The following is a 22,979-nucleotide window of genomic DNA, read 5'->3' on the forward strand; positions in this document are numbered from 1 at the left end:
TTGGACTATCGGTCCAAATCAAAAAAAAACCGCCCCGAATTAATCCAGAGCGGTTCAACAGCATAGCTAGCGAAGCTGCTATCAAAATTTGAGATTTACTCCTAAGCTCAAATGTTGTTGGGCGGAAAACAATTCCGGGCTCACCGGCATGGCCTGCATTTCAGCTTGGTATTGCAGATAAAAGTCTAGCCACTCGTTAAATTCATAAGCCGCGGTCAGACTTAAATCCGCAGCAAAGTATTGATGCCAGGTTCCCCATTCGGAGCCCTTAAAGATTTGCTCAAAGAGGTCTTCATTCAAATTTGTACCGCCCTTGGTACCGCGATTTACAGTGGTGGCCATCGGGAATAAAGCCTGTCCCTCGAAGCGCCATTTATCCATTTGGTATTGAGCACCAATTACTACACTTAATCCCTGGCGACTGAAATGCTGTACCAAATCCTTATCTTGGTTTTCATCCAAAACATCAGAAATCAAGCGACTTTGAGCACGATACTGAAGTCCTAAATCGAAGCGCGAATCTTCATTCTGAATAAGCGTAAAGGTGTAGGCGGTGCGAAATTGGAAGCGCACAAATCCCTGATCCAAATCACGCATCCCCTCCGGAAACATGGGACCACTTTGCAAGGCCATTCCAATAGTCCAATTCTGACGCTGATTAAAATTAAGATGGTAATCCGCCTGCCACAGTTGACTTAGCGTTTGCATCGTAGTATCAGAGGTGAGTTGATCTTCCCAAATCCCACTACCTACACCTCCACTAAGGCGTAGCTGATGATTAAATTCGGATTCAGTTTCCTGAGCAAATGTGCTGAACGACAATCCCGTCAAGAGCAGCAGAAGTTTAAAATTCACTTTCATGTTTTAGCTTTTAGTTTTTGTTGTTTGCTTTTGTTGTTTGTTCTCGTTTGTCGCCTTTCGGCGGATAAGTCCCCATCGAAATTTGACGAGGCAAAAGTGCAACCAGCTCCCAGACGGGGCGACCGGATATGCAAATCAGAACTTATTTAGGGATCCAATGCGATTTGCATTCTACCCAAAGCCTTGTATAGAAAGGAATGGGCCCAATAGAACAGGGCCTTCACAGAGCAATTATCTGCAAAGCCTTAAAACTGTAAATGTGATTTAGTTCGGAATCTCAAATCCGGCCCTCTAATAGAATGAACAGAGGCAGTTTTGCTCCAGAATTAAGACTCATGAAAAACTTTAGAATGGCCAAATACGGCTATGCCCTGATCTTAATAGGATTAATAGCCATGCGCCACGGACCACAAATACATCGCATTATTTTGCACGAAATACAGGAAAGCGCCTACCTCTTCCTCACTTATATGGAAGTTTATTGCAGTTAGAAGATTTTAGTGCGATTGGTTAAGCACCTGATCCGAGCGGTATAAAACTCCGCGATTCTCCTCTTGATCCAAGGAATCCTGAACCACCGATTTCGCCACTAAGAGCAGGTTTTCTAAGGCCAAATCAGCTAGGGTACTTTCCTCTCTTCCAACGCCTTGCTTTAAAATGAAGTCGATCTCGGCCAGTGCCGCCTTCAGACCTTCTTCATCCCGGATTACGCCCACTTTCTCAAACATCAATTGCTGCAAATAGCGCAATTTGGAGTCTACCATGGGGAAGTGCTTGGGAGTATCAAGGCCTTCTAATTCTTCTTCATTGAGGTCCATTGGAACTATCTCCCCCAAACTGAGTGCCGCCCGATGCGCCATTACCAAGGCCTCCAAAAGCGAGTTTGAGGCCAAGCGATTGGCTCCATGTAAGCCTGTACAAGCAACCTCACCTGCAACCAATAAACCCTCCATAGCAGTGCGACCTTGCACATCTGAGGGAATTCCTCCACAGAAATAATGGGCTGCCGGAGCAATTGGAATCATTTCCACTTCCGGGCTTAAGCCCTTTTCTTTCAATTGCTGAATGATGGTTGGAAATCGATGGGCCAGCACTTCCTGATCCAGATGTCGTAAATCCAGATATACCTTGCGATTCGGCTCCGAAGCCAGTTCAGAATAAATACCGCGGGAAACAATATCTCGGGTGGCCAAAGAACCTGAAGGATGGTACTTAAACATAAAGTCCTCCTCCGCATCATTTCGTAAAATCGCACCAAAGCCTCTTAATGCTTCGGATAAAAGAAAATCACGACCCCCACTATTAATCATCACCGTAGGGTGAAACTGGATATAAGCCATTTTTTCGAGACTTAAACCCGCCTTGAGCGCCAAAGCCAAGCCATCGCCAGTGGCAACCTCCGGATTGGAGGTATAGCGATAGAGTTGTCCCGCCCCACCGGTGGCCAATAAAGTCCAGGTGGCTCTAATAAATTGATAGCCGGTACTTGTTCGCAAGCGCAAACCTGCACATCGTCCAGATTTAGTCTTTAAGAGAGAATCGGCCTGCTGGTGGTACCGCAAACTAATAGTAGGATGCTGCTCAATGCGATGCAGCAATACACTTACTATGCTTTTCCCGCTATGGTCTTTAACGTGCAAAACTCGGTGGGCACTATGCCCGCCCTCTCGGGCCAGGTCCAATCCTCTGGAGGTAGCATCGAAATCCAAACCCCAGTACATTAATTGACGCATTTGCGAAGGGCCTTCTTCCACAATTTCACGCACCACGGCCTCATCACAAAGGCCGTCTCCTGCATTCAAGGTATCTTCAATATGATCTTCAAAGGAGTCATGATCCAAATCCATTACTGCAGCCACCCCTCCTTGAGCATAATAGCTATTGGAATCTTCAGATCCACCCTTGCTTAAAACCACAATTTTGGCTTTAGGATAGAGGTCGGCACAATGCAAGGCAAAGCTTAAGCCCGCCACTCCTGCACCAGCCACCAGAATATCACAGCTTTCTTCTTTAAATGATGCTCCCATTAGCTCAGTTCAAACATACGGTTCAAAGGTCTCAGGGCCTCTTTCATGATAGAATCCGGCAAGAGAATTTCGGGCTGCTCATCGCGCAGGCAATTCCGTAATTTCTCTAAGGTATTCACCTTCATAAAGGCACATTCACTGCATGCACAGGTATTATCTTCAAGGGCTGGGGCGGGAATGAAAGTCTTTTCTGGCATCAATTGCTGCATCTTATGTAAGATACCATGTTCGGTAGCCACAATAAAGCTTTGAGACGCATCTTCCTGTGCAAAGCGCAATAAAGCGGCGGTAGAGCCAATGAAATTTGCCACTTTAAGAATGGGGGTCTCCGACTCTGGATGAGCAATTATTTTCGCTTCTGGATGCTCTGCTTTCAAGTTGAGGATTTTCTCCAAATCAAAAGCTTCATGTACAATGCAGGCACCATCCCAAAGCAACATATCCCGACCGGTTTCCTTGTTTAGATAGCGACCCATATTTACATCTGGAGCAAAAATGAGTTTCTGATCCTTGGGGAAGGAATTGATAATCTGCAAGGCATTGGAGCTGGTACAAATCACATCACTTAAGGTTTTCACTTCCGCAGTACAATTAATATAAGTTACCACGGTATGATCGGGATGGGCTTCTCGAAAGCTTTTAAAGTCGGCCGGGGGACAGGAATCCGCCAAAGAACAACCCGCCTTTAAATCCGGTAAAACCACTTTCTTACTAGGGTTAAGAATTTTAGCCGTTTCGGCCATAAAATGAACTCCGGCAAAAACGATGAGCTCGGCATCCGTCTCAGCAGCTTTTCGCGATAAAGCGAGGCTGTCTCCCACAAAATCAGCGATATCCTGAATTTCAGGTACCTGATAATAATGGGCTAAAATCAAGGCCTTTTTAGCTGCCTTAAGGCGATTAATCTCCTGCACCAAATCAGTTTGGCTGGACGAGTAGTTCATGAGCTTTGTGGATTTGGGCACAAAGCTATTGAGCCAAATAAGATTCTTATATGATAAAAATCAGAGTCCAATGTACTTTACTTTAAAATCCATCTATTAACATTTCCTTTTAGAAAGCTTTGCTAGTTTCGCTTTCGTAAAAAATTTAATCTGATGAAACGCTTCCTTTTTGGACTAATCTTCCTATGTCCCCTATTCTCAAATGCCAGCCATATCGCTAATGGCTACATGGAATACCGCATTGATGCTAACTTAATGCTCCATGTGGAATTACACTTACATCAAGACCTGGACAATGGTATAGCGGTTCCCACTACACCAAGAAACATATCAGGTCCTTTAAATTTCAGCCTTATCTATGACCCTAATCGTAGCCGTGAATTTGAATTTAATGACCTCGATTGTGGCACAAAATATAATTACAAAGAGTTCGTCTACTTTGGAAGCATAAGCATTGCCAATCTAACACCAATTGCCCAAGGATATTCTTTTTCCTACGACATTGGTGCTTGTTTAAGCCAGCCCACGAACATTAGCAGCTGCATGAATTTCAGAGTGGAGTTTAGCATTTTCCCAAAGCCCGATGCGAGCGGAAATTTAGCTTGGCATCCCCACAGTAATATTGGAGCTAATCGATTACCAATTGCAGCGGCTTACAGCAATATTCGTAATTTCATTGATCTGGTTGACGAGTTTCAAATCACGGGCGTCGATAGTTCTAGCTCCTTCTTGGTCCTACCAAATGACCCTACAGGGACGGTAACTTACGACACTGGCTATTCTGCAACATTACCTTTTCCAGACCTATCAGAAAGTCCTACCAATGGACCACTGGAATATTACAATGATCAAAGCTTAGTTGTTTTTGGTGCGCAAAAAGGAAGCTTCACCCCCGGTCTCTATGGCTTTGCTAAAAGTCAAGAATACTATTCGGATGGTGTACTTGTGTCTCGAAACTCATTGTTCGGCGGAGTAGTTATTGATGGTGCCGACACCAATATAACACCCATACAGATGCAAATCATAAGTCCAGACTCCACCTTCATGGAAACTAGCGGACCAACTGTATTAAACTATGAGTTAAATATTGGCGACAGTTTAGTGATTGACTTTAATAGCAGCTCAACCGAGCAAGTCGACCTAGTATTAATGGACAGTCTTTTACTAGACCCTGCTTCCATGGGAATACCGGCCGGAAGCAATTTTGCCTTCCCAGTATTAACGAGTTTAAATGCCAATGGAAATTTCCGAAGTGAGTTAAGCAATAAAGTTCGTTTCCATTGGGCTCCAAAAGGGGATAACTTTCTTTTGGGACCGGACCGATATAGCTTTAATTTTCTGGTAACACTAGACACCTGTGGTGCCGTGCCGAAGGTCTTACATTTAAACTTTCTACTTAAGAGACCCGCTCAAATTTTAAGCAATCGTCAAGCAGTAGATAGCCTGCTTAACTGTGGTAACTTTAGTCGAAATATCTCTGTAAACTACCCCTATTCTGATACTCTTTATTGGAAGCCAGGAAACTGGGTTTATGATTCTACTCAACGATCAACCTATACGCTACCCGGAAACAATGGCTGGCTTTATTTAGTGAATACAGATGGACTAGCTTTGGATTCGGTTTACATCGATTCCAGCAGCACAAACGGAAGTAGCAATTTAAGCTCTGGTAGCAATAAAATAATTGTAAACAATAGCCCTAATCCCAGTCAATTCCAATCCTGGACTATTTCCAATAGTATTTCCATTCAAAGTCCGACAATAGACACTCTCGACTTCCTTGGTTCGGGAACTTACTCCGTTTTTAGTGACCCCGGACCTAGCTACTGTCAATTTCAATCCGATACCATCGCTGTTACTGAAGGAAATCTTTGGTCTTCCAATATAAGCGTCGGGCGATTTAATAAAATGGCTCAAGATCAGGTTCGCTTGGTGGATGGTGATTCCGGTAAGAGTTACAGCATGGCTTTGCGCATGCCTAATGATGCACGCATTTTTGAAGAGTTTTTTGTTTTTGGATTTCGCAATAAAAAGCCTGCTTCCCCCATCAGCCTTCAGTTAGAAATAAGCACCAATCAAGGTTTCAACCAGATTCTTCAGCAAAATATCAGCAACGAAGAATACCTGAAATTCCCGGTAAACTTTGTGATTGACTCTTCCACTGTAGTTAACATACAAATTAGTGCTCCTGAGCAATTAGAACTTCAGATGATCGAGAGTAATGACAGCTTGATCAGTATCAATTACCTCAATTTCTCACAATTCAAAGAATGGAATCTGGATCCTTCCGGGAATACCGTCAGTCAAGCAAGTAACCTAAGATTCCCATTAGGAATAAAGTACCAAGGAACTATTGGCATCCCAGAAACAGGCTCAAGTAATTTCAGCTTATTCCCCAATCCCAGTCAAGGAACCTTACACCTACACAGCAAAATAGCCCATGGAAAAGTTCCGTATCAGATATACAGTAGCAATGGCCAATTAATGCAAAGTGGCACTGTTGCAGGTAGAGATATCACCTGGAACCTGAATAATTACAGCCCCGGCCTTTACATCTTGAAAATTGAAGGGGAAAGTCATAGATTTTTGATTCAGAAATAAATCAAGAGACATTCTTAGGCTCCGGTTTTGACTTCAAATTCTTCCGATACTCACTCGGCGTTTGCCCTACCAATTTTTTAAATAGGGTATTGAAAGAGGATTTGGAATTAAAACCGGAGCCAAACATCGCTTCCGCAATGGTAAAACCGGGATCTTCATTTTCGGTCAGTAGCCTTTTAGCTTTCTCTATGCGGTATTCATTAATAAAGGTCATGAAGTTCTTCTGCTCATACTGATTGATGAGACTCGACAAATAGCGCGGACTCATGGCTAGTTGATCGGCCAATTGCGCTAAACTCAGATCGGGCTCCAAAAAGGGCTCCTCGCTACTAATCCAGTTCTTTATCCGCATTAAATCCTGCTCTTCCCGCTCATCAGGCTCTAAGTCAGATTCGGCCTCCACCTTCTGAATTTCTGCATGCATATGGCGCTCCTGCGCATCAGTACCTCTAAATAATTCCGGAGCCCACAGCGCCTTTAAGAAGAAGTAATTCACCAAGGCCAAAATGCTTACCGAAGTAAGACTAATGCCCAGCGTCAAGTTCACATTGATAAAGAGGATATCCAGAAAATCAATGAGCACCACCAACATAAAGAGTAAAATAGGCCACAACAACCAAGAGGCATTTGCACCTTGTGGCAAGGAGCGCGTTTCTAAAACTATACGATGATAGCGCCGCAAGGCCCAAAGACTAAACAGATTGTAAAAAGCTAGACTGGCATAAAGCAAGATTCCCCAACCCTGACAAAATGGAAAATTAAACAGCGGACTAAAAAAGATCAATACCGCCGGAATGAAATGCAGCAAATCCTGTCCTTGAAATCCACTATCCCGCTCCAAGCTATTCTTCACAAAAAGGTAGAGCAAGGGACCGTACAGAAATCCGAAGAAGCAAAAATTATCGTACCAAAAAGTGGGAAGCACTGCTTGATTTCGCAGAATCATTACCAAGGCCTGAGCACTTAAACTGAGAAAAAAGAGGGCCAAAAAGCGATTTTGATACTTCACGGTTGGCCTTTTAGACAGCATTAAAAAGAGGGCGAATAGTATGCCTTGAAAGCAAACAATAAAGGGAATAATCTCTGCCGCGCTAAAAGTCATAAGCCAGTTGCAATAAGCGGGGTAAATGTACTGCGTCCTTTCCGGATGCATTTATACTGCCTTGCTAGGAACGAGCATCAAGCTTGTCAGGATGGTTCGGATTTCTGTATTCGAACCAATTTCAAGCACAAAAAAACCTTTACAAAGGCAGGGATAACTTAATTCGCTTGCTGAGGAAATAGCCGACCCTACTGCCAAGCCCATTTCAAAATGCAGTTCATAAATCCCCTCCTTAGAGTTTCTCTTTTAGTGTTTTTGTTTTGGCCGCAAATCGTCTTTAGCCAATCCGAAAACGAAAGCATTCAAAAGCTTCGCAATTCCATTTATGCCCAACCAGCTAAAAGTTATGCCTTAGCAGATAGCCTGCTTCATCATGCCAAATTAGATCCTCAACAGCAAGTAGAACTCTGGAACCTAAAAGGTGGCGCGGCCTGGCTCGAGGGCCGATTAAGTCAGAGTAGCAAAGACTATGTGATCGGCATTCAATTGGCCGACAAATTGGGTTTCCCCGAAGAGCGTATTCGCATGGAAGGAAATTTAGCCAATGTCTTTAATGATCTTGGTGCCTATCGCCTGGCGAAGAGCTATTATAAAAAGGGCTTCAACAGCTTAATCCATGCCAATTCCCTACTCAATATTGCAACCGTATATCTCCGGGAAAGCGAACTGGACTCCGCGCAATTCTTTTTAGATAAGGCCTTGATCGAGTATCAGAACCAGGCTTCCATTGAAGGTCAGGCTTTATGCCATTCCAATTACGCACGACTCTATTTGGCTCGGGCCGATTGGCCGAAAGCACGCAAGCACCTGCAAAAATCAGATTCGCTCTTTGAGGGCGGTCCTAATGTAAAAATGCAAGTCACCAACGAAATCATTGCCTGGAACCTCGAATTGAAAGAGCAGCCCCAAAGCTTTGATGTCGCCGGCCTGCGAAAAAGCCTCCTAAAATGTCAAGCGGCTTCTTTTCGGGAATTAGCGCGTGATGCCCATTCCATCTTATACCAATGGTTCCGCGGTCGAAATAGCGATTCAGCGCTCTACCATCTTCGCGCCAAGCTACACCTCGACTCTAGTCTTACCGGCAATCAGGATCGGAATATCACCATGCTAGTGGAAAATTTCTATCAGGCACAACTAAAACTAGAAAACCTCCGCAATGAAAAGGAAGAAATGCGGATTCAAGAACTCCTTCAAGAAGAAAGCTATGGAAGGCAAAAGCTCATATTAAGTCTCCTTTTTGTGGTGATGATCAGCTTAGGACTGGGACTGTATATCCAACAGAAGACCAAAAACCTGCGCCTCAGTCAACGTATGAAGCAGATTGAAAATGAAAAGCTTAACCAAGAGGTACTGCACCAAAAGAAATTGCATGAAGAGCAAGCCAAGCTTATTCATTTTAAAGAAAAAGAACTCTTGTCCTATAGCTTGAAGGAGGCCCAACTGAGAGAAGAATTCCAAGAGCTTCGAACTAAAATCCGAGAAGGGCATTCCAGCTCAGACCTCCTGCGCATTGTAAAAGGAGCCCAGCGAAAATGGGATAGCTGGGAGAATTTTAACCGCCATTTCCAATCGGTGCATCAAGACTTTTTTAAGTCTTTAAGTGCAGAACATTCCTTAAGCAGCAAGGAACTTCGCATTAGTGCTTTGAGTGTTTTAGGGCTTAGCGCGAAGGAAATGAGCGAAATATTGGGTATAAAACCCAGTTCGGTAGATATCGCAAGGCATCGTTTAAAGAAAAAACTCGATTTAGAGCCAGACCTTTCCCTCACCGAATACCTCCGAAAGTTCATCAAATGAGCACGCGCACGAGGCGAAATCCGCTTGTAAAGAAGATGTAAACCTGGCTTTCTAGCTAGGCTTCATGAGGCTTCCTAAGCTTGTATTGCAATTAATTCAAGCGCTCATGAAAACGATTTTCCTTTCCACCGTATTAAGCCTTTGCCTTTTGTTCTCCTTCAATCTCAAGGGTCAATATCAACTCTTGGCCGCGGACCCTTCTAATGATGGAGCCAATCCTCAATTAGCCGATGGCACCCACTTCGCTTACTACTACGATGCGCAAAGTGACAGCATTCATTTCCGCGTGGAGCTCAATAGCCTTAGCCCCAGCATGGCTAGCGGCTTTGGCTGCAATGTGATGGTGAACTTATTCAGCACTGAACCCACCTTTAATTTCTGGGGACAGGATAATCAGCTTCCCTACCATTATTTGCTTACTGCTTGGGTAACGGGCAGTCCGCCCTCTAATTATACCGGAACTATTGGTATTGCCGATGCAAGTGGAGTTAATGCTCAAAACTACACCAACCTCTACCAAAACAATGTTCAAATTGTAATTGAACCCAATCTTACTCGAGTAAGCTTCGTGGTTAAGCGCGAGGATATTATGCCCGCCCGCTTTCAATCGCCTTCGACTGGCATTTTAAGTGCCTCCGTTGCTGCGGCAGTGGGTTCCAATCAGTCCTGGAACGATGATCTCTTTGATCCGGACAGTCGCATTCAAATTGACATGAATGGCATTGGACTAGAGGAAAACACAAATTCTACTTTCCATTTGTATCCCAATCCTTGTTCAGGGCAGCTCTACCTTGATTTAGACAAGGATCAGCTCATTCAAATAATAGACGCACAAGGGCGGGTTCTCCAAAGCTTGACTTATACACATGGCCAAGCGCTAGACCTGAGCTTTCTAAAGGCTGGGCTTTATCAGATTCGCACGGCCACTGGTCAATACCAAAGCTTTATCCGCCAATAAGCGGGATTTCTCCACTAAAATTCTCGCTCATGAAAAAGTTTGTTTTTCGGTTCTTTTCCTGTTTTCTAATCAGTTCTGTGGCCTTCGGGCAGGTATGTCCGATGCCACAGAATCTGATATCCCTGGCCCATTCCAATCAACATGCGATTCTGGATTGGCAAAGTAGCAGCAGCCATTGGCAATTGCGCTATGGTCAAGGAAATAGCCAAGTAAACGGTCCTGTATTAGTTAGTTCCAAGCCCTATACCCTTGCAGGACTTAGCCCGGCCCAAAACTATTGGGTGCAAGTACGCGACTCCTGTGGTTTGGATTCCTTAGGTCCCTGGAGTGATACTCTCTTTATCAGAACTCGCTGCTCTGCCCTTAGCAGCCCCTGGATAGAAGATTTTGAAGGCCTGGAATGGTCGATTAACAGCAATGCTAATAACCTGCTTCATGTGGATAGCTGCTATCGTTTTAGCGCCGACAGCATGGCGCAATATTGGACCATTCAAACGCAAAGTGCGATTGCCAATTCCGGCCCCAGCCAAGATCACAGCAATAATGGTCAGCAGTTTCTGTATCAGGTTCGCAACTTCGGGATTAGCCAGCATGACTCCGTCTATTTCGAAAGCCCCACCATTAATTTAAGTGGACTCAACAATCCAGAGCTAAGCTATTGGCATCATTTCTATGGGGATGCTATTGAAGACTTCCGCATTTGGATTAGTGCAAATGCAGGCCTGACTTATCAGCTGTTGGATGCCCTCAAAGGACCTCAGCAAAATAGCAGCGCCAGCCCTTGGCAAGAACGCCGAAGCTCCTTAACCGCTTATTCTGGCCAGAACATCATTTTACGATTTGTCGCTAAATCGACACAGCCGGGATTTGCGGTAGGCATGGCTCTCGACGACATTAAAATTGCCGAACAGGCTGCTTGTCCTTCACCTCTAGTACCCGCCATCCTGCTTAGTCGCAGCCCTCAAAGCTTGGTGCTCGACCTGCCCTCCAATCCCAATTCTAATTGGCAAATTGAATATGGCCCGGTAGGCTTTAGTCCTGGATCTGGCACCACACAGAATACTAGTCAAAACCCTTATACCCTTAGCAATCTTAGTGCAGGCACAGAATACGAGATTTACATTCGGCAAATCTGCCCTGGCAACCTCATCTCCAATCCCAGCCCGGCACTCAAAGCTCGTACGGCCTGCAATGCACTTATGGCGCCCTACAGTCAAGATTTTGATGGAAGCAGTTTTAGTACTGCGGCCATAGGAAGTCTCCATGGCAACCTCGATCCTTGTTGGCTCTCCTCACCCGACCACACTTTCTTTTGGACGGTTGGGCCGCCAGTTTCTCAACCCGTAAATACTGGTCCCTTGGGCGATCACAGTTCAGGATCGGACCAATACCTCTTTTCAGAAACCGAAAGTTTCTCAGCCTTAGCTACGGAAAGTAGTTTATCCAGTCCAGCAGTTGACCTCAGCGCTTTAAGTCAGCCACAACTACGCTTTTACTACCATCTCTTTGGAGCCGACATTAGCGGATTAAACATCATGGTTATAGATAATGGAATGGTGAGCCTCATCGACAGCTTAAATGGCGCACAACAAATGAGCAGAGCAGAGGCCTGGAAAGAAAAGATTATTGACCTCAGCGCTTATGCCAATCAGGTAGTTCAAATTGTATTTAAGGCTAAGAAATCCAATAATGGCTATGCCAACCACATCGCCATTGATGATTTCAATATTGAAGAAACGCCTACCTGCCCTAAGCCCACTAATCTCCAGGCCAGCGCTCTAGGCACTCAGGTGCAATTAAGTTGGACATCCTCAGCTTCGCATTGGATAATCGAATACGGCCCTAAGGGTTTTAGTCCTGGCAATGGATTCACCTTTATACCAAGCTCCAATCCCTTTACGGTTAATGGCCTATCTCCAAATACCGAATACGACTTCTATTTACAGGATAGTTGTGGTGTCAATTTGCTCAGCAGCCAGGAGTTCTTTGGCACGGTAAAAACCGATTGTAATGTGCAAGCCTCCCCCTTTTTCGAAAATTTCGACGGTAGCAGCTTTAATGGTGGAAGTTCCATCCATCAGGCAGGCACGATCGATCCTTGTTGGCGAAGGAATGAAACCCAAAGTTTTTATTGGAAGGCTCGTGGGACTGGTGCCGTAAGTACCCAAACCGGTCCCTCAGCCGACCATACCAGTGGTAGCGGAAAATCTATGCAAACGGTCATTTCCAATTTTGTGAATGCTGCTCAAGAAATTGATTTTAGCAGTCCTCCCATTGAGCTCAATTCTTTACAGAGTCCACAATTGCGCTTCTTCCATCATCTTTTTGGTGCCGATATCGAAAGCCTTAAAGTACTGGTCATGAATAAAGATTCGGCTTCAGTGGTCCTGCAATTGAACGGTGCTCAGGTAAGCAGTAATACCGCTCCCTGGATGGAAGAACTCATTGACCTATCTGCCTGGCAAGGCGATACGATTGTCCTCATTTTCCGAGGTCGCCGTAAAAACACCTTTTTCTACCGCGGTAGCATTGCTATTGATGATGTTGAAATTCGGGAAACACCAAGCTGCCCAGCACCCTCCAATCTTATGGTATTGCAGCAAAATGGCAGCTCTGTATTATTGGATTGGACGAGCGGCGGAGCCAGCAATTGGCAAATTGAATATGGAGCACCAGGTTTTAGTCCGGGTACAGGTACGCTTGTAAATGTTAGCTCCAAACCTTTCCTGCTGGGCAATTTAAACCCCAAAACGAATTACGATCTATTTGTTCGCGATAGTTGCGGCAGTAGCAGTTTAAGCTTGTGGAGCGGCCTGGTTAGTGTATTTTCTGGTTGTTTAGTAATGGCCGCTCCCTTTTTCGAAGACTTCAATGGAACAAATTTCCAAAGGGCGATTGCAGCTGCAGATCAGGGAAACTTCGATACTTGCTGGTCGGCTGATGATCATCCCAATTTCTTTTGGAAAATCAATCAAGGCCAGGTATTCACATTTAATACCGGACCCAATGCGGGAAATGGTGGTGCAGGCAAATATCTCTACAGCACTAAAAACGGCTTTGGATCTACACCCTTAAGCACTTCTTTCTACACGCCTCGAATAGACCTCAGCACGCTTAACCTTCCAGAATTGAGGTTCTACAGTCATGCCTACGGTGCGGATATCGACAAGCTAGTAATAGAAGTAAATGATGGTCAAGGTTGGCAATTGCTCAGCAACTTTAGTGGGTCGCCCCAATCATCAGGCGCAGCAGCTTGGCAGGAAAATCTGATCAGCTTACAAGCTTATGCCAATGATACGATTCAATTGCGATTTGTATCCCATCGTAAAAACACCCTGGGTTCTTTAACAGCCTTGGCCATAGATGATCTTGAAATACGGGAAACACCCACCTGTGCTTTCCCTACAGCTTTGCAACAGGATAGCGCCACTAGCACCAGCATCTACCTCAGTTGGCAAAGTGGAGGCGCCAATCAATGGCAAATTAGATATCGCCCTGCGGGCAGCAGTCAAGCTTTTCAAATCCTGAATGTAAGCAGCAATCCTTATGAACTCACAGGACTCAATCCTTCGAGCTCCTATGAAATTGAAGTTCGCGATAGCTGTGGAGCAGGCGATGTGAGCTTTTGGTCTAACCTGATCATTGGCACAACTGATTGCGGGGTCCGAAACCTACCCTACCGTGAAAATTTTGACGGGGGACAATGGATAAGTGGCACCGGGCAGGCTAATGCGGGATCTGTACTGGATCCCTGCTGGACTACCCCCACCAGTGCCGGGCCACATTTCGGACCGCGAGCCGGAATTACCTTTAGTAATACTACCGGCCCATCCACTGATGTATCGGGCAGTGGAAATTACCTCTATACGGAGGCTACAAATGGAACGGGAACAGGAGAAATTACCGGACCGCAAATTTTCATTGCTCAGAATCAAGGCGCCGTTTGGTTAAAGTGGGCCTACCATATGTACGGTCTGGATATTGGTGACTTGGAAATTGAAGTGCAGATCAATGGTGGGCCCTTCCAAAACTTGTACAGCCTAAATGGTATGCAACAAACTGCCAGCACCGACCCCTGGCTAGAAGATTCTGTATCCTTAAGTGCCTATATAAACGATACCGTCCGACTTCGCTTTAAGGGAACGAATTCGGGCTATCGCGGGGACATTGCCATTGATGATATTCGAATTGAAGGTAATCAAGCACTTTGTGTAAATCCAGATAGCTTAGAGGTGTTGAGTTTCGGTACCGATAGTATTCAGGTTCAATGGAACTCTTATAATGGAATTAATAGTCGGATAAAAATCACCGCCTTAGACCCTGCTGGAAGCAGCACACAATGGTATTATGGAGTGCAAAGTCCTTATACCCTTAAGAACCTTCAAGAAGGTGTACTCTACCGCATTGAAGTTTCGGATAGCTGTGGGAGTAGTGCTCAAAGCTATGCCGATACCCTGGAGATTAGAACCCAATGCCTCCCCTTACAAGCTCGGGCACAGTCGCATAAATTGGGCTTGGACCTCTATGCTCATAATCGCAGCATGGGTAGCGATTCGGTAGCCTGGTATGTCGGAAATCAATGGATTGGCAGCAGCGATAGTGTACACCATCAATTTAGCTCTCCTGGGAATTACACTTTAAAATTAGTCGCTATAAACTCTTGTGGTGAAAAGGATAGCCTTTTCCAATTACTAATGATTTGTGATAGCATGTCACCCGCCTATAGCTGGACTTATAATTTGGATAGTCTTTTCTTAGAAGCTAATACTGGCAGCGGTGCCCAAGCGGTTCTTTGGTATTTGAATTCGCAATATTCTGGCTCTGGCTGGCAACATCAAAGCTTGCTCGATACCAGTGGTATGCTTCCCATTAGCGTTCATTTTGTGGATGCTTGTGGTGACACCCTCAAATTAAATGACACCCTGCATTATTGCCCGCCGGTATGGGCTGCCTGGACCGATAGTATCGTCAATTTACAAGGCCAGGGTGGAGGCATGCGGGTGTACTTCAATGCCAAGGCTTCTCGAAATGCCCAAAGCTATCAATGGTCCTTTGGGGATGGTAATAGTGGCAGCGGACAACAAGTGACGCACACTTATCCCAGCTATAGCCTTAACTACAATGTTCGCCTAATTGTAAGCAATACTTGCGGCGAAATGGACACTACACAAAGGAAGCTTGGAGCTATTGGATTACCAGAATATGCAATTCCCCGCATCTCTGCCTACCCCAATCCATTTAGGGATGAGGTTTTTATCGATTGGGAAGGAAATAGCGAACTCGAAATCGAGATTGTAGATTCCCAAGGCAGGGTACTGGGCCAGACCCGTAAAAATCCGCGTAACAGAGCAGAGTCGTGGACCCTCGATCATCTGGCCCCTGGTATCTATTATCTCCGTGTGAGACAAGGCTCCCAATGGGTGTCCTTGAGACTGCTCCACCATTAGCGGCACCATGCTAATTGGAGCATTGAAAGGGAAGGAATGTACCCCTTCCCTTTCATATCGCTTTTATCAGTTCGTATTTCGGTAATTCCAGAAAGTCGAACCAAATGAGGCAAGTAAGGACAGGCCTAGGATAAGAGCTAAAATTAATTTGCAAGCCTAAAACATAAACACATGAAAAAACACTTCTTAATCGCCTTGATTTTGGTCAGTTTTGGCCACTTGAAATCCCAGCATGTAGGAACCTTTACCCCTAATCCCAATCGGGTAATTAGTGATGCCATGATCTTCATCTCGGATCATGAAATCTTGGCTTCGGATTACGACAATGGTCGGGTTTCATTGATCAATATCAAAACCGGACAAAGTCGCTATTTGGTTACGGGCTTAGGCAAGGCCAATGGTTTGTACCTCTCCCCCATTACCGGGCATTTATACATTGCGAATCCAGTAGCGGATAAGATTTATGTGGTTGATACTTCGGATCAAACCTTAGTGCAAACCATCAATATGCAAAGCCCTTCAGATATTATTGCCAGCCCCAATCACGATACCTTATACATCAGCAGCTGGCAGGACAATCGGATCAGTCAGATTGAGGTAGCCAGCGGCACTGATTTTACCTGGCAATGGGGAGCCCCTTTAAATGCGCCGGTTGGTCTTTGCTATGATCCTCAAACCAACGACTATTATGTAGGCAATTTTAATGATCGGAAGATTTACCGCATGAACGATTTAGGTATTTACTATGTGGCCACCGTTCCTGCCCCCAATACCACTGGCAATGCCTTTTTAGGCTTTATCAAATTTGCGAATAATAAGATCTACGCCAGCTCCCTCAATGCTCATCAAATCTATGAGATTGACCCTGCCTATACCGATAGCGTTAAGCTCCTCGCCGGTCAAGCCGGGATAAGCGGAAATCAAGATGGTAGTCCGGCTATTGCCAGCTTTAGTCAGCCCAATGGCGTGCTACCCAATGCTGCTGGCGATACCATTTGGATTAGTGAATACGGTAGCGGAAATCTGCGCTATTATACCACTAGCAGTGGCTTGGGCACATTAAAGCTCAAGGCAGGATCTGAGGGCCTAAGCATCTATCCACAACCCGCTACAGATCATATTCAACTTGAGATCAATGAAGGATTTGAAGATCTGCAAAAGCAAGAATTTCAATTAATCAACAGCAGCGGGCAGGTATTGAAATCCGGACTAAAATTCCAGGCCTATCAAAACCAAGCTTTAGACTTATCAGGCCTTAGCCCCGGAACCTATTTTATTCAATATGATTATCAGGGTGAAAGCCTAAGTCAGCAAATCCTGATTCACTAGAAACTACTCACATAGTTCCGCGAGGATTTCGGCTTGGTAGTGCCGAATGAGGGAAAAATGTCCTTCCTCTTTTAAGAAGAGCCTCGAATAACGCAAGGCCGAATGGTAATAAAAACCGCGCTGCTGTGGTGCCATTCGGTCTTGTTTTCCATACCAGAGACTAATGAGGATGCTCACTTGAGAAGGCTCAAAACCCCAATCACCTACATAGAGCTGCCACTCCTGCACCACGCCCTCTATACCTTGACGATAAGCTTCTAAGGAGGCCGCCAGAAAATCACGACCATAATGGGGATGCTTCAATAAGAGCTCTCGATCTGCAGGGGGCAAATGGCGCTGCATTTGTTTCAAACGAGCTTCCGGTTTTTCGCGCAAGGTTTTAAGATCATTGCGAATAATGGATTCAATAAAACGGCTATTCTTTAAGGATGCCGCCCAATGGATCATCCGCAAGGGAAACCACATTCCTTTTTTACTGCCTTTATAATTGAGAGGACTGGCCCCCGCTACTATGCTGGCGCCTTTAATACGCCCTGGAAAACGGAGGGCGCAGGCCAGGAGATGGGGAGCCCCGCCCGACAAGGCTAAGAGATATACCGAATCTAAATGCAGTTGATTGCAAAGCTCTTCCATATCGAGGGCATAGTCGGCAAAATTTCGATTGGCTTGAGGATCAGAATAACCGATGCCTGGCCGATCCGGAGCGATGATGCGTAGGCCCATTTCACGTGCCACCGTATCTAAAAAGGCTGCCGACAAGCGACTTTCTTGACCGCCATGAAAATAGATCAGGGGCTTACCATTAGGATCACCATATTCGGCATAAGCCAGATTTCTATGATCCGATAATCGAATATGTTTCACCGCTGCCTCAATCATGGACTGGGCCTGTGCTGAAAGATTAAGAATGAGGAGCGTGTAGAGAAATCGCCCAAACCAAGGTTTAAGCCTAACATGATTAAACCCTTTGCTCATAGTGAATCAGCAGGATGGGAATCTGATGCTGAGAGCTGCCAAGGGAATCCATGGCCCAGGGGCTAGGCCCATAGCAAGTGCCATCTGCTTCGCTGCAATTCAGCTGTACAGGTGGCGCTTTTAATTCTACCTTTTTATGCAAGAGCAAAAAAGAAAGGAAGCAGATTAAGAGGCTAAGAACTATGAAGATGAAATAGGCCTTGTTAGTCATGGTCTACAGATTTAAACCAAAGATGGAAAAGCCCAAGCTGAACCAGGTTCTAATTCAGGAATCAGAACTCATTAAGCCTCTAAAAATGAAAATCGTTTGGAGGAAAAAACCTTCGAGCTAAGGCAGAAGCTGGAGTTCTGGTATTCTTTGATACAAGGCATATCGCACCTCTCGACTATTGCCTTCGAGCTCCAATTTGTGCAGTCGAATACCTCTCTGTTCTATTTGCTTGGGGAAATGATCCAGCCAATCATTGGCAATAATGAGGAAGTACTCTTCATGAAGTGCTTCTTCCATCATACGCCCATCGCGTAAATGATCACCCTCGCGGGTTATGGCCAAAACTTTAGGAGACAGGGCATCCAGCAAATGTGTATTCCAATAGGAGCCGATCACGGTAAAGTGCTCTATATCAGACTGAGCTAAGACCTCTGCAATCACTTCTTCGGCGCCAGAGCGACGAATTCGACCCTGAGCGCCCGTTTCAAATTCGAGATTAAAACGCAGGGAGGCATTCATAATGGGCATAGAAATTAAGGCCACAATAAAGAACTGCTCCCAGCTATTTCCAAACTGATCCTTTGCCCCAAACACCAACGCCGAAGTAAAGAAAAAGTAAGGCATGGTATGATAGCGCAAAGGCATTCCCATGGCTGCATTCCAATTAGAAAGGTGAATGAGCACCAATGAAAAGATTGCCGTTAAGAAGAAAATTTTGGTGATGGCACTAAAGCCTTGTTTCCCTCGGAATCTTCGAATCAAAGTGAATAGCAATACCAGCAAAACGCCATAAAGTAAATAGGTATTAAAGGGCTTATTATCCTCAAAAAAGAAAAGATCCCAAAGACTTTTCATTTGTTGACTGAAGGACTCCCACACCTTGGACCAGGGCGCCAAAAAAGTTTGATAATCTTTGATTTTAACCGCTTGATTTTTAGCTACCAAAACCAGCACTAGTCCCAATCCAGCGCCAGAAAGCAAATAATACCATCCCTTTAAAAACAGCTTCCAAATGTGCTTGTATTCTATGAGTGCTAAGGCCAGGTAAAATGCCAGTGACATCTCTGAAGACCATATGGCCAAAAATGCGATGAAGGGCACTAAGAATGACTTCCAGGAATCTTGAAGCTTGGAGCTATAGAACAGACTTAAGCTTAGGATCAAAAAGAAAAACTGCCCTAAATAAGGATGCCCCAGAGAAACCTGCATCCAGAATGGGTAAATGGGAAAAAGCAATACCGCACATAATCCCAGCGACCAGAAACTAAAATTACTCAAGCGGAAGAGCATGAAACTGGTAGCCGTTAATATCAACACTTGCACCAATCCCAGGGCTGTAAAAGAATCGACCCCCAAGCTAATCAAGAGGGATCCCATCATGGGGATAAAACTCCCCAAACGATTTTGGCCCCAATAATACCAATCCTTGGCCCAATCGAATCGCTCCGCCATTAAGATATGAATGGCATGATCCGAATTTAATTCTTCAAAATACCATAAGCTATAATGGAAGAAGAATAAGGCAAAAAACAAAATGCCGGCCAGGACCAGAAAAAAGGTTTGAATACGCGGTTTCAAAGATGCTTGGCTATACTTTAAAGCTCAAAGATAGCTTTGTCATTTAAGCGGGAGATAGCCATCTTAATATTTTGGCGAGATTTGAACTTTGAGTTCTAAAAATCTAATTATCCCAGTGTAAGTCCTTCTAAAAATCCAACAGTGTAAACTTAAACTGTTGATTATGTAGAAATCAAGATTATCAAATGCCAAGCAGGCTGTATTTCTTTCACAATGACTTTTATATATAGGAGAGCGAAATGTAAATCTCTAATGCACAAAGCCCAATAAAGACTGGTAAATCCTATAGTTTTCTTCATCAAAGCACACAAAGATCAATTCTTCAATTGAAGATGCCTCACTTGGAAAGTCCCGAACCGTTTGCAGGGCAATTTGGGCGGCTTTATCTTTTGGAAAGCGATAAATCCCCGTACTAATATTTGGAAAGGCGATGCTTCGCAGTCCCTTTGTTGCAGCCAGCTTTAAGCTATTGCGATAAGCCGATGCTAAAAGCTCCTCTTCACGAAGGTCTCCTTTATTCCACACCGGTCCAACTGCATGGATCACATATTGAGCCGGCAAAAGCCCGGCAGTGGTAATCACCGCCTCCCCAACCGCACATTTACCCTGACGGTTACGGATATGCTGGCAGGCCTCCAAAATCTGCGTTCCACCGGCCCGATGTATTGCTCCATCTACACCACCACCCCCTAAAAGCGAAGTATTGGCCGCATTAACAATGGCATCCACCTTTAACTGCGTGATGTCTCCTTGAATTAATCTTATTTCCATAATAAGCTAAAAGTACTCAAAGCTATATATTGGCAATCCCTTAACCCGCTTGCAAAACCGAAAATGAGCCATTTAGAAACTTGGAGGTATTCAGCAAAATCTATCACCAAATACAATCCAAAATACCGGGATGAAAATGGTTACTACACCAAAGTTGATTGGATTGGCTACGCTCAAATTGACACAGTTTATGAAGGTAATAAACTCAGCTATGAGGATTACCTAGAGGTTGAGAATAGCTACATCGAAGCCGTCTTTCTGTTTTTAAACCATCAGCATTGCTCTGAAGCTTCTTTGGGAAAAATCGAAGCAATGGACCTCCCTAGAGCTGAACGAGATCTTATATACACGAACACATTTAAAAAACCTATAAACGAATGAGAATCTACCTGCTAAGCATTCTGGCCATAATTTCCTTTCAACTAAAAGCACAAAGCCATGATCTAAATGTAAATCTAGGCGCCGGATTCATCCCTAAACTTGAAACCACATCAGGTTACTACCTTTTTGACCTAAGCCCATTGTCGAGAATTGGCTATACTTATACCTTTTCATCCAGCAGAACTTATCAATTTAGCCTGGGTGGCTACCTTGGTTTCCAGAATATAAGATCTCAATACACAAGGTTAAGTGACGGTAGCTCGATTGACTACGTCAATCCACTGTATGAAATTGGCTTCTCACCATCTATTGGACTGAAATTATTTGAAAATCGAAGACTAAGTTCAATTTCAGGAGTGAAAATTTATTTCGGAGGTATTTCCAATAATTTCGAAGCTCCGATTCTTTTTGCAATCAGGCCACATGTTTATAGCACATTGTTTTTTGGTCGAAATGGCGCAAAAAAGAATGGCCTCAGCTTAGAACTAGGGCTTAATTATATATTTCAAACACTTTTAAAAAACCAATACACCCTATCTCTTGGCTATATCAGAAGACTTGGGTAAATGGGGCACTAAACCAATCTTGAATGTTCGACTCTAGAGAATGGCAGCCATAAGCCTCGAGATAATCGCATTCTAGGACTATCTCCCATAGAGAACGACACCATATTAGTTGAACACAAATTTTATGTCTCGAAAGACGAGTAAATGAACGATAATGAAATTCCTATTCAACATTGAAACTGGAGTGAGAATTCACTCCACGCAATTGACTGATCCATTAAGCGATGTAAAACAAGAAATAAAACCTTTTTTCGAGAACCAAGCTCCAATCATAGCAGATGTGGATTGCATTTTTGTTTTCTACAGAGTATTTGACTTTCCCAATGATTTTAAAACTGTTTCGCGCTACTCCAAAAAAGAAAATTGCCTAACCTTCACTTATGCTGAAACCGATTTAGAACCTTTTCAAAAAGATGATAAGGTCAAAATAAAAGAGTACATGAAGCTGGCTATCTACAAAGCCCTCTTGAATGTCACCAAAACACGCGGTTTTAAAGGGAAAGATGAAATTTTGGAAATGGCTGAGAATTTTAAAACTTCGTTCAATCTATGCCCATAGAGTGGTTGGATTTTAAAATCGTGATAAGTAAAGTTCCAAATCACTTCACATAGCCGCAACCACGAACCGATGGCTGATTTGCCAACCAATGGAAAAAGACAAAACAATACTTGATTTACTTGAGAGATTAAAATCCTCACTTGATCTTACAGCCCTTAAAGTAGTAGATCACTGGCCCTCAGACCTATGTGCTATTGGCCTTCAAAAAGAAAATAGGCTTATCTACATTTCAACTTTTAATTTCGCAAATAGAGAAAAGCCTGGGTATGATTATGATTTAGAATTAATTAACCGCTTAGACGAAACCAATATTTACATTCTAAAAAAAGGTAGAGAGGCCTCTGAAGATGAGTTAATTAATGAAATTAAAGCTTTCTTTGAGTTGTAACCGAGGAGGAACTTAAGGAAGAGGAATTATGAATATTATAGCAAACGAGGAAAAGGATATGTATTCATTTCCCGCTTTTGTGGCTAATGCTGCTGATTTGATGTCTAAATATAATGACCAGTGGTTTCATTTAGATTACCTGAATAGCAAAGAAGGTCAGAAGGCCATACAACTTGCGGAGCAATGTATCCTTTACACTAGACCTGTAAACAGAATTTGCACAGTGGGCGGTAACAGAATAATGAGTCCGGATAATTACATATTTATCCCATTGCTCACTTCAAATGAAAAAGAGGCTTTGTATAAGTTTAACTTTTTAACCTTTGATAGGAGCAACCTTGGTAAATGGGACAAAAGAGAGGAGTTTATTGAGGCCGCTAAACAATTTAAAAATGAAGGAAAGTGGTCTGATACAAGCGAATTTAAGTTCCTTGATGACTTAATAAAACAGATGAGTAAATACTAAACTGGAAGCCCTTCTTAA

Annotated in this window: 19 protein-coding genes; 11 read left to right on the top strand and 8 right to left on the bottom strand. The window is 44.0% G+C overall.

Annotated features, from left to right (window positions below; all coding sequences use genetic code 11):
- Nucleotides 1-81: 81 nt before the first annotated feature.
- Nucleotides 82-861, bottom strand: coding sequence for a hypothetical protein (locus tag H4K34_RS06985; RefSeq protein WP_210760107.1), 780 nt, complete (start codon nucleotides 859-861; stop codon nucleotides 82-84).
- Nucleotides 862-1,196: 335 nt separating this feature from the next.
- On the opposite strand from H4K34_RS06985, the gene H4K34_RS06990 reads away from it, so the two are divergent.
- Nucleotides 1,197-1,352 (top strand): hypothetical protein, encoded by a 156-nt coding sequence (locus H4K34_RS06990; protein WP_210760108.1) that lies wholly within the window; start codon nucleotides 1,197-1,199, stop codon nucleotides 1,350-1,352.
- 6 nt (nucleotides 1,353-1,358) lie between these two features.
- Here H4K34_RS06990 and nadB read toward each other — a convergent pair whose 3' ends face one another.
- Together nadB and nadA are read right to left on the bottom strand one after the other, a co-directional pair.
- Nucleotides 1,359-2,888: an L-aspartate oxidase gene (gene nadB / locus H4K34_RS06995; RefSeq protein WP_210760109.1), complete on the bottom strand. Its 1,530-nt coding sequence runs from the start codon at nucleotides 2,886-2,888 to the stop codon at nucleotides 1,359-1,361.
- Nucleotides 2,888-3,832 carry a quinolinate synthase NadA gene (gene nadA / locus H4K34_RS07000; protein WP_210760110.1) on the bottom strand — a complete coding sequence of 315 codons (945 nt, stop codon included), beginning with the start codon at nucleotides 3,830-3,832 and terminating at the stop codon, nucleotides 2,888-2,890. The genes nadB and nadA overlap by 1 nt, the downstream gene beginning before the upstream one ends.
- Nucleotides 3,833-3,985: 153 nt before the next feature.
- Between nadA and H4K34_RS07005 the strand changes: the two genes are divergently transcribed.
- Nucleotides 3,986-6,433: a T9SS type A sorting domain-containing protein gene (locus H4K34_RS07005; RefSeq protein WP_210760111.1), complete on the top strand. Its 2,448-nt coding sequence runs from the start codon at nucleotides 3,986-3,988 to the stop codon at nucleotides 6,431-6,433.
- Nucleotide 6,434: 1 nt separating this feature from the next.
- On the opposite strand, the gene H4K34_RS07010 is transcribed toward H4K34_RS07005, so the two are convergent.
- Complete coding sequence (locus H4K34_RS07010) at nucleotides 6,435-7,586, bottom strand: helix-turn-helix domain-containing protein (protein ID WP_210760112.1); 1,152 nt, start codon at nucleotides 7,584-7,586, stop codon at nucleotides 6,435-6,437.
- A 159-nt stretch (nucleotides 7,587-7,745) separates the two neighbouring features.
- Here H4K34_RS07010 and H4K34_RS07015 point away from each other — a divergent pair, with 159 nt between their 5' ends.
- The 4 genes from H4K34_RS07015 (at nucleotide 7,746) to H4K34_RS07030 (ending at nucleotide 17,066) form a co-directional block, all read left to right on the top strand.
- Nucleotides 7,746-9,332 (top strand): LuxR C-terminal-related transcriptional regulator, encoded by a 1,587-nt coding sequence (locus H4K34_RS07015; RefSeq protein WP_210760113.1) that lies wholly within the window; start codon nucleotides 7,746-7,748, stop codon nucleotides 9,330-9,332.
- Between the two features lie 106 nt (nucleotides 9,333-9,438).
- A complete protein-coding gene (locus H4K34_RS07020; protein WP_210760114.1) occupies nucleotides 9,439-10,290 on the top strand; it encodes a T9SS type A sorting domain-containing protein in 852 nt (283 codons plus the stop codon).
- 29 nt (nucleotides 10,291-10,319) lie between these two features.
- On the top strand, nucleotides 10,320-15,737 hold the full coding sequence (locus tag H4K34_RS07025) for a fibronectin type III domain-containing protein (protein WP_210760115.1): 5,418 nt from the start codon (nucleotides 10,320-10,322) through the stop codon (nucleotides 15,735-15,737).
- A gap of 171 nt (nucleotides 15,738-15,908) precedes the next feature.
- Nucleotides 15,909-17,066, top strand: coding sequence for a T9SS type A sorting domain-containing protein (locus H4K34_RS07030; protein WP_210760116.1), 1,158 nt, complete (start codon nucleotides 15,909-15,911; stop codon nucleotides 17,064-17,066).
- A gap of 3 nt (nucleotides 17,067-17,069) precedes the next feature.
- On the opposite strand, the gene H4K34_RS07035 is transcribed toward H4K34_RS07030, so the two are convergent.
- From H4K34_RS07035 to H4K34_RS07050, 4 genes are all read right to left on the bottom strand, one after another.
- Nucleotides 17,070-17,945, bottom strand: coding sequence for an alpha/beta fold hydrolase (locus H4K34_RS07035; protein ID WP_210760117.1), 876 nt, complete (start codon nucleotides 17,943-17,945; stop codon nucleotides 17,070-17,072).
- Between the two features lie 79 nt (nucleotides 17,946-18,024).
- Nucleotides 18,025-18,252 (bottom strand): hypothetical protein, encoded by a 228-nt coding sequence (locus tag H4K34_RS07040; protein WP_210760118.1) that lies wholly within the window; start codon nucleotides 18,250-18,252, stop codon nucleotides 18,025-18,027.
- Nucleotides 18,253-18,369: 117 nt separating this feature from the next.
- A complete protein-coding gene (locus H4K34_RS07045; protein ID WP_210760119.1) occupies nucleotides 18,370-19,830 on the bottom strand; it encodes a hypothetical protein in 1,461 nt (486 codons plus the stop codon).
- A 249-nt stretch (nucleotides 19,831-20,079) separates the two neighbouring features.
- Nucleotides 20,080-20,601, bottom strand: a complete 522-nt coding sequence (locus H4K34_RS07050) for an O-acetyl-ADP-ribose deacetylase (RefSeq protein WP_210760120.1) — start codon at nucleotides 20,599-20,601, stop codon at nucleotides 20,080-20,082.
- Between the two features lie 63 nt (nucleotides 20,602-20,664).
- Here H4K34_RS07050 and H4K34_RS07055 point away from each other — a divergent pair, with 63 nt between their 5' ends.
- The 5 genes from H4K34_RS07055 (at nucleotide 20,665) to H4K34_RS07075 (ending at nucleotide 22,961) form a co-directional block, all read left to right on the top strand.
- Nucleotides 20,665-20,982, top strand: a complete 318-nt coding sequence (locus tag H4K34_RS07055) for a hypothetical protein (protein ID WP_210760121.1) — start codon at nucleotides 20,665-20,667, stop codon at nucleotides 20,980-20,982.
- Entirely contained in the window at nucleotides 20,979-21,548 is a 570-nt protein-coding gene (locus tag H4K34_RS07060) for a hypothetical protein (RefSeq protein WP_210760122.1), read from the top strand. The genes H4K34_RS07055 and H4K34_RS07060 overlap by 4 nt, the downstream gene beginning before the upstream one ends.
- Nucleotides 21,549-21,702: 154 nt before the next feature.
- Nucleotides 21,703-22,107 (top strand): hypothetical protein, encoded by a 405-nt coding sequence (locus tag H4K34_RS07065; protein ID WP_210760123.1) that lies wholly within the window; start codon nucleotides 21,703-21,705, stop codon nucleotides 22,105-22,107.
- 88 nt (nucleotides 22,108-22,195) lie between these two features.
- Nucleotides 22,196-22,495 (top strand): hypothetical protein, encoded by a 300-nt coding sequence (locus H4K34_RS07070; RefSeq protein ID WP_210760124.1) that lies wholly within the window; start codon nucleotides 22,196-22,198, stop codon nucleotides 22,493-22,495.
- 28 nt (nucleotides 22,496-22,523) lie between these two features.
- Nucleotides 22,524-22,961 carry a hypothetical protein gene (locus H4K34_RS07075; RefSeq protein ID WP_210760125.1) on the top strand — a complete coding sequence of 146 codons (438 nt, stop codon included), beginning with the start codon at nucleotides 22,524-22,526 and terminating at the stop codon, nucleotides 22,959-22,961.
- Nucleotides 22,962-22,979 lie beyond the last annotated feature (18 nt).

It is taken from the genome of Croceimicrobium hydrocarbonivorans, from assembly GCF_014524565.1.
Lineage (GTDB): Bacteria > Bacteroidota > Bacteroidia > Flavobacteriales > Schleiferiaceae > Croceimicrobium > Croceimicrobium hydrocarbonivorans.

Excerpts from the sequence above, each read along its gene's own strand:
- H4K34_RS06985 (WP_210760107.1), bottom strand. The coding sequence starts at position 861 with ATGAAAGTGAATTTTAAACTTCTGCTGCTCTTGACGGGATTGTCGTTC.
- H4K34_RS06990 (WP_210760108.1), top strand. The coding sequence starts at position 1,197 with ATGAAAAACTTTAGAATGGCCAAATACGGCTATGCCCTGATCTTAATA.
- nadB (WP_210760109.1), bottom strand. The coding sequence starts at position 2,888 with ATGGGAGCATCATTTAAAGAAGAAAGCTGTGATATTCTGGTGGCTGGT.
- nadA (WP_210760110.1), bottom strand. The coding sequence starts at position 3,832 with ATGAACTACTCGTCCAGCCAAACTGATTTGGTGCAGGAGATTAATCGC.
- H4K34_RS07005 (WP_210760111.1), top strand. The coding sequence starts at position 3,986 with ATGAAACGCTTCCTTTTTGGACTAATCTTCCTATGTCCCCTATTCTCA.
- H4K34_RS07010 (WP_210760112.1), bottom strand. The coding sequence starts at position 7,586 with ATGCATCCGGAAAGGACGCAGTACATTTACCCCGCTTATTGCAACTGG.
- H4K34_RS07015 (WP_210760113.1), top strand. The coding sequence starts at position 7,746 with ATGCAGTTCATAAATCCCCTCCTTAGAGTTTCTCTTTTAGTGTTTTTG.
- H4K34_RS07020 (WP_210760114.1), top strand. The coding sequence starts at position 9,439 with ATGAAAACGATTTTCCTTTCCACCGTATTAAGCCTTTGCCTTTTGTTC.
- H4K34_RS07025 (WP_210760115.1), top strand. The coding sequence starts at position 10,320 with ATGAAAAAGTTTGTTTTTCGGTTCTTTTCCTGTTTTCTAATCAGTTCT.
- H4K34_RS07030 (WP_210760116.1), top strand. The coding sequence starts at position 15,909 with ATGAAAAAACACTTCTTAATCGCCTTGATTTTGGTCAGTTTTGGCCAC.
- H4K34_RS07035 (WP_210760117.1), bottom strand. The coding sequence starts at position 17,945 with ATGATTGAGGCAGCGGTGAAACATATTCGATTATCGGATCATAGAAAT.
- H4K34_RS07040 (WP_210760118.1), bottom strand. The coding sequence starts at position 18,252 with ATGACTAACAAGGCCTATTTCATCTTCATAGTTCTTAGCCTCTTAATC.
- H4K34_RS07050 (WP_210760120.1), bottom strand. The coding sequence starts at position 20,601 with ATGGAAATAAGATTAATTCAAGGAGACATCACGCAGTTAAAGGTGGAT.
- H4K34_RS07055 (WP_210760121.1), top strand. The coding sequence starts at position 20,665 with ATGAGCCATTTAGAAACTTGGAGGTATTCAGCAAAATCTATCACCAAA.
- H4K34_RS07060 (WP_210760122.1), top strand. The coding sequence starts at position 20,979 with ATGAGAATCTACCTGCTAAGCATTCTGGCCATAATTTCCTTTCAACTA.
- H4K34_RS07065 (WP_210760123.1), top strand. The coding sequence starts at position 21,703 with ATGAAATTCCTATTCAACATTGAAACTGGAGTGAGAATTCACTCCACG.
- H4K34_RS07070 (WP_210760124.1), top strand. The coding sequence starts at position 22,196 with ATGGAAAAAGACAAAACAATACTTGATTTACTTGAGAGATTAAAATCC.
- H4K34_RS07075 (WP_210760125.1), top strand. The coding sequence starts at position 22,524 with ATGAATATTATAGCAAACGAGGAAAAGGATATGTATTCATTTCCCGCT.